The following is a 15064-nucleotide window of genomic DNA, read 5'->3' as shown; positions in this document are numbered from 1 at the left end:
ACATAACGATAATAGGCTGCGCAAGTGCCTACTAGGCTGCTTTTTCGCCCACCCAAGACGAGCCTGAGGCAGGGGCGTTCACCCCAACCTTCATTTTTGCCAAAGTGGGTTCTGCCCCGAGCTCACAGGGCCTCTAGAACAACTGCAGATCTTTTGCACCGCTTTGGATTTCTGCAAAGTTCGGCATGTTCTGAATCCTAACAGGCGCTGGCGTGGTGCCGGGCATCGCAACAGTCGGTTGCGCTACCTTCGCCTTGCCAAAGGCAGGGCGCTCCAGCTCGCCGCGGATATCGCGCAGCAGCGTTTTGTGGTCAGGCATTGATCTGATGATCTGAGCAAGATCTTCCTTCGCGCGCTGCATACCCTGATACCAGATCACCTTCTTCAATGGTCGCACTCGATCCCGGATGCCTGGCCCATACCCCGTATCATAGACCTGCTTGCCCAACAGAACCGTCTGATACACGCGGTGGTCAAAAAGCGTGGCGAATTCCACATCGTGATCCATTGGCAGGCGGTGCTGCCATAGCTCCAAATTCTCGGCCAACCGGTCCGGCACCTTCATCTGTGTCCGCGCATCGATCCAATAGGGATCGTCCGTGCGATTGCCCAAACGGTAGTGCAGGCAGATAAACTCCAGCACCTCGTTGTACATCTTGTCCATCTGCCGATTGTATCTTGCCCGCAGCGATGGCTCGATGGCGCGCGTTGGCAAATGCTCGGCGAACCAGCGCACCGCATGATCAATCATGTGGATCGCGGTACTTTCCAGCGGTTCGATGAAGCCGCCAGACAGACCAATAGCGACACAGTTCTTGACCCAGGCATTGCGCACACGTCCAACGCGCATCGGAATGACACGCGGCGTCAAACCCTTGCCGCTGTCCCCAAGCCATTCGAGGTACTCATCCGCCGCCTGATCATCGGTTCGATGCGCCGATGAGAACACATACCCCGTGCCCACACGGTTGTAGAGCGGCACCCGCCATGTCCAGCCCGCGCCAAGTGCGGTGGATCGTGTCAGGCTCTCGATCTTTTTCGGATTCGGATGCTCGATCTGCAACGCCATGGCGCGATCATTGGGCAGGTAATCCGAGTAATCCAAAAACGGCTCGCCCAGCGCCTTGTTGATGATCAATCCGCGGAAACCGGTGCAGTCAATAACCATCTCGATGTCATGGCGACCCCTACGCTCGAGCGTCAGATGGCTGACATTGCCCTGTTCATCCAGTTCAACTGATTGCACCTCATCCCGGATATGTTCAACACCTCGATCTGTGCAGACCTTGGTCAGCATCCCGGCAAATTTCACTGCATCCAGATGGTAAGCGTAACCAAACCGCTGCTCAAACTCGGGCTGGCCCAACTGTCGTGCGCCCTTGCACAGCCGACCCAGATCGTCGTGCGGCGAGATTGACTGGGTAAAGTCCCGATCCCCATTGCCGAACCGCAGGAAATACTCGGCAGCATCCAAACCTTCCAACATCTGGCCGTGTGCAAAGGGATTCACATAGTCGATACGATTACCCTTGCGGTCCTTGTTCCAATTGCAGAACTTCACGCCCAGCTTGAAGGATGCGTTGGTTTCGCGGAAAAAATCCCGCTCTGTAATGCCTGCCTGGCGCAGCGTCACAGGCATGCGGGGCACCGTGGCCTCGCCCACCCCGACGGTCGATATATTGGGGCTTTCAATCAGGCAGATCCGTGGGCGATCTTTTTGCGACGACGTTCGGGAAAACACCATGTCCAGGATCAGCGCGGTCATCCATCCCGCCGTGCCGCCGCCCACGATGGTGATTTGGTTCAGACGATTATTCATGTGGTTTTGTCCCTGTTGGCTCGGGGGATTTTGCAGCTGCTTCCCCCTTTTTTGGGGTTATTTGGCAGCTTTCCCTTTTTTGCTTGAGGGAAACTATAACAGCTTTCCAGCGTCCATCTAGGGCTTATCGCGGCATATTGCGCACGCATATGCGACCGGCTTGAACCGTATCTGCGGGTAAGCGACTTTTCTTGGCGGGCACGACGCGATCTGTGGCATGTGGAATCTTTCCTGGCCGCGCAAATAACGCAGCAGAGCGGTACGAATGAAGCGGATTAAGATAAGGACATGCGCTGGGTTCAGGCGCCGGTCAGATTTCTTCACCCTTCTTCAAAAGCTCTTCGATCAGGGCACGTTGCAGATCCGTACTGTCACCCCCACCAAATTCCGCAGCCCCGCCGGAATAAAGCGTGCCATACGTCTTCGCGATATTCACCGTCTGCGCCAACCCCGAGATTAGCTGATCCTTTTCCAGCAACGACAAAGGGTGGATAAACGCAGCCCACAATATGCCATTTGCAATCGCATAACGCGCGTCCAGAGTGCTGTCGAAATTGGCCTGCATCACCCGGATCAAGTCTTCTTCGGACAGATCTGCGGCATTGCCGACCGCAACCATGGCTCGCATCCGATCTGCATTGATGTCAGTGATGACCAAAACCTGAACACCGGCCACTGTCATCTGAAATCCAGGCCCATGGGGCTGTGCTTCGGGGTCCAGTGCAAAAAGGATATTACCCAGCCGCTCGTATGTCATTGGAGGCTCGGCATTTAGGCCATCAGGCGAGGCTTCGGGCGCGACCTCCTGCGCAGCAAGGCTTCCGGCGGCGAAAATCAGAAAGATGGCTATGCGAAACATGAGGTCACTCCTGCAGACATGCTTTGACAATAAGTAGTGAAGCTCAAACTGGCCAAACAAAGCTTAGTGATCTGCGAAGCCCAATAATTCTGTCAATTGTACGATCTGCAAAATAACGCGTTCTTTCTGAGATTACACGTTCAGAAGCTTAACCTTAACTGTTTTTCATCGGTCGACACACCGGTCGGTCCGAAACTGAAATCAAAAGGAAAACCACTATGAAATCGCTCATCCTGCCCGTTCTTGCGGCTGCTGTCGCCCTATCCACACCGGCCTTTGCCGCTGACGAGATCAACGTCTCCAACGGCATCTCGGCCGCAGGTGCGCCGCTGGCCGCGCACGGCGTTGATCTGGTTGCACTGGTCAATGACGGCAATCCCGTGGAAGGCTTCGCAACCCACTCAGCAACTTATGACGGTGCTTCTTACTACTTCACGACCGCAGCTAACCGGGAAGCGTTTGAGGCGAACCCGGCGGCTTTCTTGCCGCAGCATGGCGGCTTCTGCTCGTTCGGCGTATCAGTTGGTAAGAAATTTGACGGCGATCCGGATCAGTACCTGGTGGCAGACGGCAAACTGTACCTTTTCCTGAATGCTGAAACCCGCGCAGCCTTTCTGAAAGACGTTGTCAATACGGCAAAAACTGCTGACGATCAGTGGGCAAACATCAAAAGCGTTGCCGTGGGCGAGCTGTAAGCTCTGTCCCCTTTGCCTGCGGTGTTAACGCGCCGCAGGCAGTTTAGCGTTGATGACCTCAAGCGCTTTTGCCAATGCCGCGTCGATGCTCAGTTCGGTTGTGTCCAAGTGAACCGCATCTTCCGCAGGTTTCATCGGAGCAGTGCTGCGCTCAGCATCGCGCGCGTCGCGTTCTTTGACATCTGCCAGAACCCGTCCGCGCGTCACGTCAGCACCCTTGGCGCTGAGCTCAAGATACCGGCGTTCGGCACGCACTTCGGCGCTGGCCGTCACAAACAACTTCACCTCGGCATTAGGACAAATCACCGTCCCGATATCACGCCCATCCAAAACAGCCCCCCCAGCCCTACGGGCAAAGGCGCGTTGAAAATCCACCAACGCGGCGCGGACCTCGGGAATGACTGCCACTTTGGACGCGGCTTGTGCGATTTCGGCAGTGCGCAGATCGCCTTGCGACAATTCTTCGGCGGTCAAAGCCTTTGCCGCGTCGACAGGATCGACACCCTTCAAAACGCGTCGACCCACCGCACGATAGAGCAGCCCTGTGTCCAGATGGGCAAACCCAAAATGCGCTGCAACGGCCTTTGAGATTGTGCCCTTGCCCGCTGCCGCAGGCCCGTCAATCGCGACTGTGAAGCTCACGAGCGTTCGACCTTAGCACCCAGCGATGCCATCAACGGTTCAAAAATCGGGAAAGACGTTGCAATCGGGCCGCCATCGTCCACGCTAACTGGCTTCTGCGCGCCCATGCCCATCACCATGAAAGACATGGCAATGCGGTGATCCAGAAAGCTTTCGCAGGTGCCGGCCCCGGGAACGTTGCCGATACCCAGCCCTTCGACCGACCACCAATCGTCACCCTCATTGACCGTCACACCGTTTGCGCGCAGGCCACGCGCCATGGCGTCGATGCGGTCGCTTTCCTTGACGCGCAGCTCTTTTACACCGCCCATCATCGTGGTGCCGGTTGCGTTGGCCGCAACCACGGAAAGAACCGGGTATTCATCGATCATCGAAGCCGCGCGTTCCGGCGGCACGGTGATCCCCTTCATGTTCGGCGAATATTTTGCACGCAGATCGGCAACAGGCTCGCCACCCTCCTCGCGCTCATTCTCGTAAGTCAGGTCTGCACCCATCTCACGCAATGTGGTGAACAAACCAGCGCGGGTCGGGTTCAGGCCAATGCCGGGCACCAGCACATCCGAGCCGGGTGTGATCAGCGCAGCGCACACTGGGAAGGCCGCGCTGGACGGATCACGCGGCACGGCGATAACCTGCGGCTTCAATTCAGGACGTCCTGTCAGGGTAATGACACGACCTTCATCGGTATCTTCAACCGTGATCTCAGCGCCGAAGCCAGCCAGCATACGCTCAGAATGGTCGCGGGTCGCTTCTTTCTCGATCACAACGGTTTTGCCGGGGGCATTCAATCCCGCCAGCAACACAGCAGATTTGACCTGGGCCGAGGGTACGGGCACTTCGTAGCGAACCGGCACGGGGTCTGCCGCGCCCACGATGGTCATTGGCAGACGCCCCCCGGACCGACCAACCGATTGCGCACCAAACAGGGCCAGAGGGTCAGTCACCCGCGCCATTGGGCGTTTGTTCAGGCTGGCATCGCCCGTAAAGGTCGCCGTGATCGGAGAGGTTGCCATAGCGCCCATGATCAGTCGCACGCCGGTGCCTGAGTTGCCGCAATCGATCACCTGATCCGGTTCGGCAAATCCGCCAACGCCCACGCCATGCACGGTCCATTCCCCGCCACCGTGATCCGTAACCTCAGCCCCAAAGGCCCGCATCGCCTTGGCCGTGTCCAAAACGTCTTCGCCCTCCAGCAGGCCCGAGATCCTGGTCTCACCCACAGCCATCGCGCCAAGGATCAGCGACCGGTGCGAGATCGACTTGTCACCCGGCACCTCGGCCGTGCCGGTCAGCGGGCCGCAGGGATGCGAAGTCATCGGGATGGGCGTGCCGTGTCCGGACATGGGGGCTCCTTTTGCGCTATCAGTTCAAGGCGGATTAGCGAATTGGAGCGGCTTGGTCCAGCGGCAATGATTGCAAAGCGGTCTCTCAGGCTTCACCCAGCCATTTCGCTGGGTTTTCTTCGGCGATCTGCCGGAAAATCTCCTCGCCCAAGATGTTGCGCAGCCGGAAACAGACCGCCTTTTCTGACAGCGCTTCTTGCCGGGTCATGTAGTAATCTGATCCAAACAGGACACGCGACCTGAGGCGCTCACCTTCTTCATCCTCGCCGGTTAGAAAAATGCGCAAGAAGGGGGCGTAATCCTCGAACTGGAACAATGTGTAAGAGATATCCGTCCAGAGGCCCGGGTAATTTCCGCTGCCGATCATCTGCCGGATCGCCACTTGCCAGTTCCTGTTGAAGGCGTCGTCCAGCGGGTTCTTGCGATCCGGATTGACATAGGCATCCCAGTCCCGCTGACCGCCAAAATGCGCCAGGCAAATCCGTAGCTTGGGATGAGCACGCATTACGGGAATAAACGCCTCTGGCTCGGTATAGCGGTCGGCCCAATAGTTCGAAAGATAGCGCCCCTGAACACCGCCGCGTGAGCAATGCGACATGACCGGCAGGTTCAACTCTTCCAACCGTGGGTAAACATGCTGCATTAGAACCGGATCGTCCGGTGCGAATCCAAGACGCGGATAGAGTTTTAGGCCGCGAAACTTCAGACCATCTATGGCCCGCCAGAGTTCTGTGGCCTGTGGATCCGCCCGCGGGTCAATCGTTGCAAAGGGTATCACTGATCGGCCGACCTCGGGGTCGCCAGACAGCTTCGCCAACTCGTCATGTTGCGCGCTCAACGAAACCTCTGGCGTCCCAAAGCCAAAGGCTGACATCTCCATTGGCAGGACGACAAAGCGGGTATCGCTCGGATAGTGTCGCCTCAGGTTGTCCAGAATATCACGCTGGCTGCCCGCGTCTGTTTCCTGCTGAAAGCGATAGAGCCTGTCCAGTTTCTCGGCGGCTGTATGCTGACCAACCAGACGGGCACCAAATGCCAGGGCTTTGATCAGCCAAGGCATCTTCTTGAATGGCCTGAGCGCTGGATAAGGGTAATCCTCGGGCACATGGCGCGCGTGAAACAGGTGCGTGTGGCAGTTCGTGATCCGTATGTCAGACATGGCAATCCTGGAAAAAACAATGCTGAAATGCGTACTCCGCACACAGACTAACATAGTGTTCAGGATTACAGAAATTTGAAACTGATCAGGAATCAATCCGACGGAAAGTCAGGTAATGTGGCGCCCGCCCTTCCCGCAGGGCCTTTTGTTCGTATCGGGTTGAAATCCAGTCATTCCAGGGCTCACGCCAATCCGCTGGGCGTTCCGCCAGCCATTCGAATCCCGCGCGTGGAACTTCTTCCAGCGTTTGGCGCACATAGTCGGGAATGTCGGTGGCAACGCGAAAGATCGCACCCGGCTTCAACACCTTTGCCAATGGCTCCAGATGTTCAGGCGTCACAAAACGGCGGCGATGATGGCGGGTCTTTGGCCAAGGGTCCGGATAGAGCAGGAAGGCGCGCGAGATGCTGGCTTCGGGCAACACATCGAACAGATCGCGCGCATCGCCGGGATGTACAGCCAGGTTCTCGACCCCCGCTTGCCGGATTTTACCCAGCAGCATCGCAACACCGTTGATATAAGGTTCTGCCCCGATGATGCCGATATCCGGGTTGCTTTGCGCCTGATGCACCAGATGTTCACCGCCGCCAAAGCCAATTTCAAGCCAAACAGGCTTGCCTCCGAACAGCCCATCCAAGTCCAATGGGTTGCGTTCGGGATTAGTTTCCCAATCCACCGCTCCGGGCGACAGCGCGGCCAAGTCTTCATTCAGATAAGTCTTTTGGCTGGGCTTCAGGGTCTTACCCTTGAAGCGGCCATAGAAATTTCTGCGCGGGCGTTGTGGGGTCTCGGTGCTCATGGCGGTGGCCATACTGCGCGGGCCTTGGCGTTGCAAGTGCGCGACGTGCCCGCAACAAAAAAGCGCGCCCGACAGGCGCGCTTTCTTTCTGTTTGGATCAGACTGCGGCTTTCAGCGCGTCAACCAGATCAGTGCGTTCCCAGCTAAAGCCGCCATCTGCATCAGGTTCACGCCCAAAATGGCCGTAAGCTGCAGTGCGCTGATAGATCGGCTTGTTCATTTGCAGATGCTCACGAATGCCGCGCGGTGTCAGATCCATGACCTGCCCAACGGCCTTTTCGATAACTTCATCTGAAACGTGACCTGTTCCATACGTGTCAGCATAAATCGACAGCGGCTTGGAAACGCCAATCGCATAGCTCAGCTGGATCGTGCAACGCTCTGCCATGCCAGCAGCGACAACGTTCTTAGCCAGGTAACGTGCGGCATAAGCAGCGGAACGGTCCACCTTGGTCGGGTCTTTGCCCGAGAACGCGCCGCCGCCATGCGGGGCCGCGCCACCATATGTGTCAACAATGATCTTGCGACCGGTCAGACCTGCGTCGCCATCCGGGCCACCAATCACGAATTTGCCCGTTGGATTCACATGCCATTCAGTATCAGCAGACAACCAGCCTTCGGGCAGAGTTTCGCGAATATAGGGTTCAACGATTTCGCGGATGTCGTCGGATGTCAGCGCTTCATCCAGATGCTGCGTCGACAAAACGACCGAGCTTACGCCGACCGGCTTGCCATCATTATAGATGACGGACAATTGTGACTTGGCATCGGGGCCCAGCGCAGGTTCGGCACCGCTTTTGCGCACTTCGGCCAGACGACGCAGGATAGCGTGCGAGTACTGGATCGGTGCGGGCATAAGCGCGGGGGTTTCGGTTGTGGCGTAACCAAACATGATGCCCTGGTCGCCTGCACCTTCGTCTTTGTTATCCGCAGCATCAACACCTTGTGCAATGTGAGCGGATTGTTCGTGTAGCAGGTTTGTTACCTCGACGGTTTCGTGGTGAAACTTGTCCTGCTCATAGCCAATATCTTTGATACAATCGCGGGCAATCTCTTCAATACGACCCATGTAGTCGTGCAGCTTGTCTTTATCCGACAGGCCGACTTCGCCGCCAATAACGACACGGTTGGTCGTGGCAAAGGTCTCGCAGGCCACACGTGCTTCGGGTTCTTCATTCAGAAATGCGTCAAGGACGGCATCCGAAATGCGGTCACAGACCTTGTCAGGGTGCCCTTCGGAAACGGACTCCGAAGTAAAAGTATAGTTCTGTCGGGACATAAATGTGCTCCATTAGGGTTTCTCTGCCACGCCAGGAAGCCGTTGTGACAGGTCAAAGACGCATACGCCCACGTGCAGGTGCGGTCAATCTCTAATAGTTCTCGCGCAAGCGAGCACTGAATAGGATGATGGCGCCAAGAAACAAAAGGATCACAAGAACGGCACTGTCTCCTGTCCGCGAATAAATAGTCGACTGTTGCGGCAATGGAAGGACGGCATCGAGATATCCGGCCTCGCCCAAAGACAAAGAGGCCGTGACACGGCCCAGAGGGTCGATCATGGCCGATATACCAGTATTCGCTGAACGGATCATCGGCAGGCCCTGTTCGATCGCCCTCATCCGAGCTTGAACCATATGCTGATACGGGCCAGATCGGGTTCCGAACCAGGCATCATTGGTGATCTGCAAAAGGAAATCCGCCCGCCCCGATGCACCGTTTACATCTTGTGGAAAAACGGCTTCGTAGCAGATCAGCGGCAGAGCATTCCCCAGCTCTCCCATATCCATCAATTCGGGGCCAGGGCCCGCGCTGAATCCATGGCCTGTCGTTGCTGCCATTCCGTGAATGCCAAAACGCCCCAACAGGTCGCCGAAAGGAACATATTCTCCGAAAGGGGCCAGATGGTGTTTGTCATAAAGCCCTGCCTGCTGCCCGTTGGCATCAAGTTGGATCATCGAGTTGAAAATCCTCGGCCCGTCTCCGCGCTGTATGCCCAGTACAACCGGGGTTCCCTGCGCGGCATCTGCAATCGCGGCTAAAAACGGTTGTGCACTGCCAAGCCAAGCGGGCACAGCAGTTTCAGGCCAAACGATCAGATCAGGCTCTGGTCGGGCGGCGGTGTACTCAATCTGCCTTGAAAAGAACAAAGGGGCGTATGCCGGATCCCATTTTTGATGCTGAGGCGCATTTGGTTGCACCACCCGAACGACGTGCGGTCCGTCGTGAACCGTTGGCCGTATCGCGGCATAGCTTAACGCGACGACGGCCAATCCGGCTGTAAATACCAGTGACTGCACCAGCCCTCGAAAAGGTCTGGGGTGCATCATTGCCGAACCGATTGGGAAGGTCGCGGCGAACGTCAGGGCGTTTAACCCAAACGGCCCGAACAAAGACAACAATTGCGCTACTGGTGTATCGATCCAGACCTGCGAAACCCCTGCCCAAGGGAAACCGGTTAGCACGTAGCCTCGGGCCAGTTCAGCCAAGGACAGGGTAACGATCAAGAGCAAGCTTTGGTGAAAAGGTGACGCGCCCGGGCGGCGAGACATCCAAAAAGAAACGGCCCAGAACAGGGCGAGGCCCCCTGCCATAAACAACAGCGCAAACGGTGCCATCCAGGCGTGGCGTTCCGCGTCCACCTGAAACGGCTCGATGATCCAACTAAGCGCATGCGCGAAATAGCCCGTCGCAAAGACCCAACCTATCCAGCCAGCCCGCGCGCGGGTTTCACTAGCCAGAAAAATCGGTACGATCAGGATCAGAGACAGGATAGTAAGTGCCCAATAGCCATAAGGCGCCAAACCAAACCCCGCCACTCCGCCCAGCATGGCGACGGCCAGTAACCTCAGCGGGAAAGGCCAGCCCCGCGTGGGGGTCATGCAGCGATATCCGGCAGCATGACGCGAAGCCTTTTTATACGTCGCGGATCGGCGTCGATGACTTCAAATTCCGGTCCTTCAGGGTGGATCACAACCTCTCCCCGTGCGGGCACACGGCCCGACAGCATGAACACCAAGCCGCCCAGAGTATCGATTTCTTCTTCATCCACGTCTTCATGGCTGGTCAACGAGCGGCCAATCTCGGCCTCGAAATCCTCAAGAGGGACACGGGCCTGAACGACATAACAACCGGGCTTCTCTTGCACCCAAAGCTGATCTTCATCTGCATCATGTTCGTCTGCGATTTCACCTACGACCTGCTCGATCAGGTCCTCGATGGTCAACAGGCCATCAACGCCACCGTACTCATCGATCACCAACGCCATATGGCGTCGCTCCGTCTGCATTTTGGTCAGCAGGACGCCGATCGGCATTGAAGGCGGCACGAAAAGCAGCGTGCGCAGCATCGAAACGAGATCAAAGTTGCTACCTCCGCCATTGAACCCATGAGTCAAGGCAAAGTCTTTGAGGTGGACGAACCCCAGCGGCGTATCCAGGGTACCTTCATAGACCGGGATTCTGGAAAGCCCGCTTTCGCGAAAGACATCCGCCAGCTCGTCCTTGGAGATCGTCGAAGGGACGGAAATGATTTCTGCCGTAGGAATGGCGACATCTTCCACGCGCATCCGACGCAGGTTAATCATCCCTCGGGATTGGGGTACCGTTGCATCCTGCCCGTTCAACACCGGTTGCGGTTGGGACTCATCACCCGAAAACGCATCTATGATCCTTGAAAAGAAACCGCTTTTCTCTTCGGTCGCATTGCTGCTGTCCTGTGGTTGCGCGCTGTGCGCCGCCCTAGAACTGCCGTCTGTCTCGCCCATTATCCTGTTCCAACTGATCGGGTCATCTGACCCCTTCATACCTTATATGGGTCATCGATACCTAATTTGCCAAGTATCTCGACCTCAATCCCTTCCATCAGGGTGGCATCAGGATCACGAATGTGATCATACCCCAGTAAATGCAACGTTCCGTGAACAAGCAAATGGATCACGTGATCGTCCATCGCCTTCCCAGCCTCCGCCGCCTCACGCGCGCAGGTGTCGAAAGAAATCGCGATATCACCTAAGGGGATTTCACCTGTAAAGTCCGGCTCCGGTGAAACCGGCTCCTGACCCGGCTCTTCCGGGGCCAGATCCTCGGCTGGCCAACTCAGAACATTGGTGGCACTTGGCTTGCCGCGAAACTCTGTATTCAGGTCTGCGATCCGCGCATCGTCGCAGCCCAGAACGCTAACTTCACAGACCTCAGAGTCCAGCTCGACAAACGTCAAAACAGCAGAAATCGCCTTATGCGACAAAGCCTCAAGACCTTGCCACCGATTGTCTTCGACAGTGAGTTCCAGCTTCATCTTACCGCACATCAGCCCTTGCAAAGGGCCTTGCACTCAACTGGTATCGCGGCCCGCATCGGCCTCATACGCTTCGATGATGGCGGCGACAAGCGGGTGACGAACGACGTCTTTTGAGGTGAAGTAGTTGAAGCTGATATTTGGTATCGTTTTCAACAACCTTTCAGCATCCGCCAAGCCTGACTGCACCCCGCGCGGCAGATCAACTTGCGACCTGTCGCCGGTAATCACCATACGACTACCCTCACCCAAACGGGTCAGGAACATCTTCATCTGCATGGTCGTCGCATTCTGCGCCTCGTCCAGAACCACAAAGGCGTTCGCCAGCGTTCGACCGCGCATGAATGCCAGCGGAGCGATTTCGATTCGTTTTTCCTCAATCAGCTTGGCCAGTTGCTTGCCCGGCAGGAAGTCGTTCAGCGCATCATAGAGCGGCTGCATATACGGATCGACCTTGTCCTTCATGTCACCGGGCAAGTAGCCCAGCTTTTCACCCGCTTCGACCGCTGGGCGGCTCAGGATGATTCGATCCACGTGGCCGCCGATGAACATCGAAACACCCACAGCCACCGCCAGATACGTTTTCCCCGTTCCCGCAGGACCAATGCCAAAGGCCAACTCGTTCTGGAAGAGCGACTGAACATAGGCCTTTTGGGCATCCGTGCGCGGTTCAACCAGTTTCTTGCGGGTCTTGATCTCGACCGATCCGCCCTTGAACATTTCAAGCTGATCGCCGTCGCGGGAGCCAGTGCCTTGTTCCGAGGCCCCCATGCGGAGCTCGCGATCTACATCCGCAGCCTCTACCTCGCGCCCACCTTCCAGGCGAGTATAGAGCGACTGCAGAACCTCCACGGCGTGTTTCTGAGCATCTTCATCCCCCATGACAACAAGCTGATTGCCACGACGTACAATCTGGACGGAAAGCTTGCTTTCAATATCCGTCAGATTGCGGTCATATTCACCACACAGGTCAATCAACAATCGGTTGTCGGGAAATTCTACAAACGCCTCGCGCTGGGGCATTTCATCTTGCGGTGGGGTCAGGGCACCGATGGCCAATCCGTTCTCCTGTCTTGGCTGTTCACCCTGAGCGTAGACAACAAAACTCGGTGGGCGCAAGCCACAGTTTCAAAAATTAGTGCTTGGATGACAAAACAGCCGAAATATGCCGTTCGGGTCTACATCAAAAGGTGTAGTTCAGCCCAAATCTCAGGCCGCCATATTTAGGTGTCGACTTAGTGGAAAACCCCGAGCTGAACGCAATGGTTTTCGAGTCGAATTGGACGTATTCGTATTCACCGGTAATCGACCAGCTGTCGCTCAGTTTATGTTCGGCCCCGATGCTGGCCGAGTATCCGTTCCGCCGATCAGTAACCGCGAAATTCTGCGTCGAACTGCCTGATGTGATGCTGTTGGTCGTGTCAACGTCACCCCACAAATAGCCGATGCTGACAAAGTACAGGATTCGTCCGCTGCGGTTGGTCAGACCATTTCTAAACCGGATCGCCAGCACATCTGACACCTCGGTCCCACCCTGAACATCGAAACCTCCAATCCGGGCACTGACACTGTCATCGAAGGATCCGAGCTGATACCCGATTTCAAAGCCATATACGTAATCACGGCCACCTCTGGCGGGCAGGATGCCGCGCCAGCCTCCACGAATCTCTCCGTAAGAGCCGGACAAATCCTGTTCGCCGATATCGAACAATCCGGCGGGTGTCCTGAGGCCGAAACGATCATCGCCACCCGCGCCATACCCACCGGCCAAACCCAGATAGAAAGCGCTGACGTCGCTGCCGAATCTGGACGGGCTGATCACTTCGGGTTCCGTCACAGTTTCCTTCAGATCACCTGCTATTGTCGCACTGGCAAGAAGAGTGGCAACCGATGCCGCAGGCAATGTTCTGCCAAGTTTTGAAATCCTGAAGTTCGTAAGGGTCGTCACTCGTGCCTCCATAACTCCGGCCGCAAGATTGGCCTAAAACCGTTTTTTGCACGCAATACTTCACGCCCGGAAAAACTTGGCCCTTCTCCGAACATAGTTCCCAGCGATAAATCAAGGGTAAATTTTGGAAACAAACACCAATTATGGTGGCTGGCTGGTGGATATTTGACGCTCTACAGCAACTCACCTGCCAGTGAATTTGCACCCGACTCGGTGATCCGAACTTCTTTCAAATCTCCAATCGCGATCTCGGGACCTTTTACGTGAACCGAATGAAGATACTCGGATTTTCCGACCATCTGTCCGGGCAGGCGGCCCGGCTTTTCGAACAGAACACGCACAGTACGGCCCACCATGGCATCCTGAATTTCCCGCTGATGCCGAGTGATCAGTGCTTGAAGCCTTTGCAACCGTTCATCCGCCGCCGCGGGGTCCACTTGCGACCGTTCGGCCGCTGGCGTTCCGGGGCGGGTCGAGTATTTGAACGAATATGCGTAGCCGTATTTGACCGCTTCGACCAAATCCATAGTCGCCTGGAAGTCCTCTTCCGTCTCTTCGGGGAAACCGACGATAAAGTCGCCGGACATCACAATATCCGGGCGCGCCGCGCGAATTCTTTCGATCAGACGCAGATAGCTTTCGGCTGTATGGCTGCGATTCATCCGCTTGAGAATGCGGTCCGAGCCCGACTGCACCGGCAAGTGCAGGTAAGGCATCAGCTTGTCGCAGGTGCCATGTGCCTCGATCAGATCATCGGCCATGTCGTTGGGGTGCGAGGTAGTAAAGCGAATCCTCTCTAACCCGTCGACCTTGTTCAACTCCCAGATCAGACCGGCCAAAGTCATGTCCCCGTTCGGGCCCGCGCCGTGATAGGCATTCACATTCTGCCCCAGCAGAGTGATCTCGCGCACGCCGCGCTCGACCAGATCATGCGCTTCGCGAATAATGCGATCAGCCGGGCGGCTGACCTCAGCACCACGTGTATAGGGCACGACGCAGAAGGCGCAGAACTTGTCACAGCCTTCCTGAACAGTCAGAAACGCCGTCGGGCCTCGCTTGGCCTTGGGGCGGTTCTTTAACTTCTCGAACTTGTCCTCTTCAGGAAAATCCGTATCCAGCGCCTTTTCTCCGGCGCGTGTCTTGGCCTCCATCTCTGGCAAGCGATGATAGCTTTGCGGGCCAACGACCAGATCGACCAGAGGCTGGCGGCGCATGATCTCTTCACCCTCGGCCTGCGCGACACATCCCGCAACGCCGATTTTCAGATCCGGCTTCTCGGCCTTCAGGCCCTTGAACCGGCCCAGTTCAGAATACACCTTTTCCGCGGCCTTTTCGCGAATGTGGCAGGTGTTCAGCAGGATCATGTCCGCATCATCGGGCGTTTTGGTTTCAACATAGCCCTGCCCGCCCAAAGCCTCGGACATGCGCTCACTGTCATAGACATTCATCTGACAGCCATAGGTCTTGATAAACAGCTTCTTCGGTTCAGACATGGATCGGCCTTTGC

Annotated in this window: 14 protein-coding genes and 1 riboswitch; of the genes, 1 reads left to right on the top strand and 13 read right to left on the bottom strand. The window is 56.5% G+C overall.

All coding sequences use genetic code 11. The features are described 5' to 3' along the window. Positions 1-133 precede the first annotated feature (133 nt). The gene (locus GS630_RS10005) at positions 134-1819 is read right to left on the bottom strand and encodes a tryptophan halogenase family protein (RefSeq protein WP_171181428.1); all 1686 of its coding nucleotides are present in this window, start codon (positions 1817-1819) and stop codon (positions 134-136) included. 310 nt (positions 1820-2129) lie between these two features. Beyond that, positions 2130-2678, bottom strand: a complete 549-nt coding sequence (locus GS630_RS10000) for a hypothetical protein (protein WP_171181430.1) — start codon at positions 2676-2678, stop codon at positions 2130-2132. A 218-nt stretch (positions 2679-2896) separates the two neighbouring features. On the opposite strand from GS630_RS10000, the gene GS630_RS09995 reads away from it, so the two are divergent. After that, the gene (locus GS630_RS09995) at positions 2897-3373 is read left to right on the top strand and encodes a YHS domain-containing (seleno)protein (RefSeq protein ID WP_171181432.1); all 477 of its coding nucleotides are present in this window, start codon (positions 2897-2899) and stop codon (positions 3371-3373) included. Between the two features lie 24 nt (positions 3374-3397). Here the strand turns inward: GS630_RS09995 and cmk are convergent, their stop codons facing one another. The 11 genes from cmk to miaB form a co-directional block, all read right to left on the bottom strand. Then, entirely contained in the window at positions 3398-4015 is a 618-nt protein-coding gene (gene cmk, locus GS630_RS09990; RefSeq protein ID WP_171181433.1) for a (d)CMP kinase, read from the bottom strand. Further along, a complete protein-coding gene (gene aroA / locus GS630_RS09985) occupies positions 4012-5358 on the bottom strand; it encodes a 3-phosphoshikimate 1-carboxyvinyltransferase (RefSeq protein ID WP_171181435.1) in 1347 nt (448 codons plus the stop codon). Before aroA ends, cmk begins: the two co-directional genes overlap by 4 nt. An 85-nt stretch (positions 5359-5443) precedes the next feature. Then, complete coding sequence (locus tag GS630_RS09980) at positions 5444-6517, bottom strand: amidohydrolase family protein (RefSeq protein ID WP_171619561.1); 1074 nt, start codon at positions 6515-6517, stop codon at positions 5444-5446. Positions 6518-6602: 85 nt separating this feature from the next. Beyond that, positions 6603-7316, bottom strand: a complete 714-nt coding sequence (trmB, locus tag GS630_RS09975) for a tRNA (guanosine(46)-N7)-methyltransferase TrmB (RefSeq protein WP_171619559.1) — start codon at positions 7314-7316, stop codon at positions 6603-6605. Positions 7317-7413: 97 nt separating this feature from the next. Next, the gene (gene metK, locus GS630_RS09970; protein WP_171181442.1) at positions 7414-8595 is read right to left on the bottom strand and encodes a methionine adenosyltransferase; all 1182 of its coding nucleotides are present in this window, start codon (positions 8593-8595) and stop codon (positions 7414-7416) included. Positions 8596-8600: 5 nt separating this feature from the next. After that, positions 8601-8649, bottom strand: a riboswitch (SAM-SAH riboswitch). Positions 8650-8686: 37 nt separating this feature from the next. Further along, a complete protein-coding gene (gene lnt, locus GS630_RS09965; RefSeq protein WP_171181445.1) occupies positions 8687-10195 on the bottom strand; it encodes an apolipoprotein N-acyltransferase in 1509 nt (502 codons plus the stop codon). Then, positions 10192-11079 carry a hemolysin family protein gene (locus GS630_RS09960; protein WP_171181446.1) on the bottom strand — a complete coding sequence of 296 codons (888 nt, stop codon included), beginning with the start codon at positions 11077-11079 and terminating at the stop codon, positions 10192-10194. The genes lnt and GS630_RS09960 overlap by 4 nt, the downstream gene beginning before the upstream one ends. A 35-nt stretch (positions 11080-11114) precedes the next feature. Then, positions 11115-11609: an rRNA maturation RNase YbeY gene (gene ybeY / locus GS630_RS09955; RefSeq protein WP_171181455.1), complete on the bottom strand. Its 495-nt coding sequence runs from the start codon at positions 11607-11609 to the stop codon at positions 11115-11117. A 36-nt stretch (positions 11610-11645) separates the two neighbouring features. Then, a complete protein-coding gene (locus GS630_RS09950; protein ID WP_171181457.1) occupies positions 11646-12668 on the bottom strand; it encodes a PhoH family protein in 1023 nt (340 codons plus the stop codon). Between the two features lie 124 nt (positions 12669-12792). Further along, positions 12793-13557, bottom strand: a complete 765-nt coding sequence (locus GS630_RS09945; RefSeq protein ID WP_371809070.1) for an outer membrane protein — start codon at positions 13555-13557, stop codon at positions 12793-12795. Between the two features lie 173 nt (positions 13558-13730). Beyond that, positions 13731-15050 (bottom strand): tRNA (N6-isopentenyl adenosine(37)-C2)-methylthiotransferase MiaB, encoded by a 1320-nt coding sequence (miaB, locus tag GS630_RS09940; protein ID WP_171619555.1) that lies wholly within the window; start codon positions 15048-15050, stop codon positions 13731-13733. Positions 15051-15064: the final 14 nt, after the last annotated feature.

It is taken from the genome of Ruegeria sp. HKCCD7303, from assembly GCF_013111185.1.
In the GTDB taxonomy this organism is placed as follows: Bacteria; Pseudomonadota; Alphaproteobacteria; order Rhodobacterales; family Rhodobacteraceae; genus Ruegeria.
The sequence above is the reverse complement of the archived record's forward strand: the minus strand, read 5'-3'. Positions and strand labels throughout refer to the sequence as shown.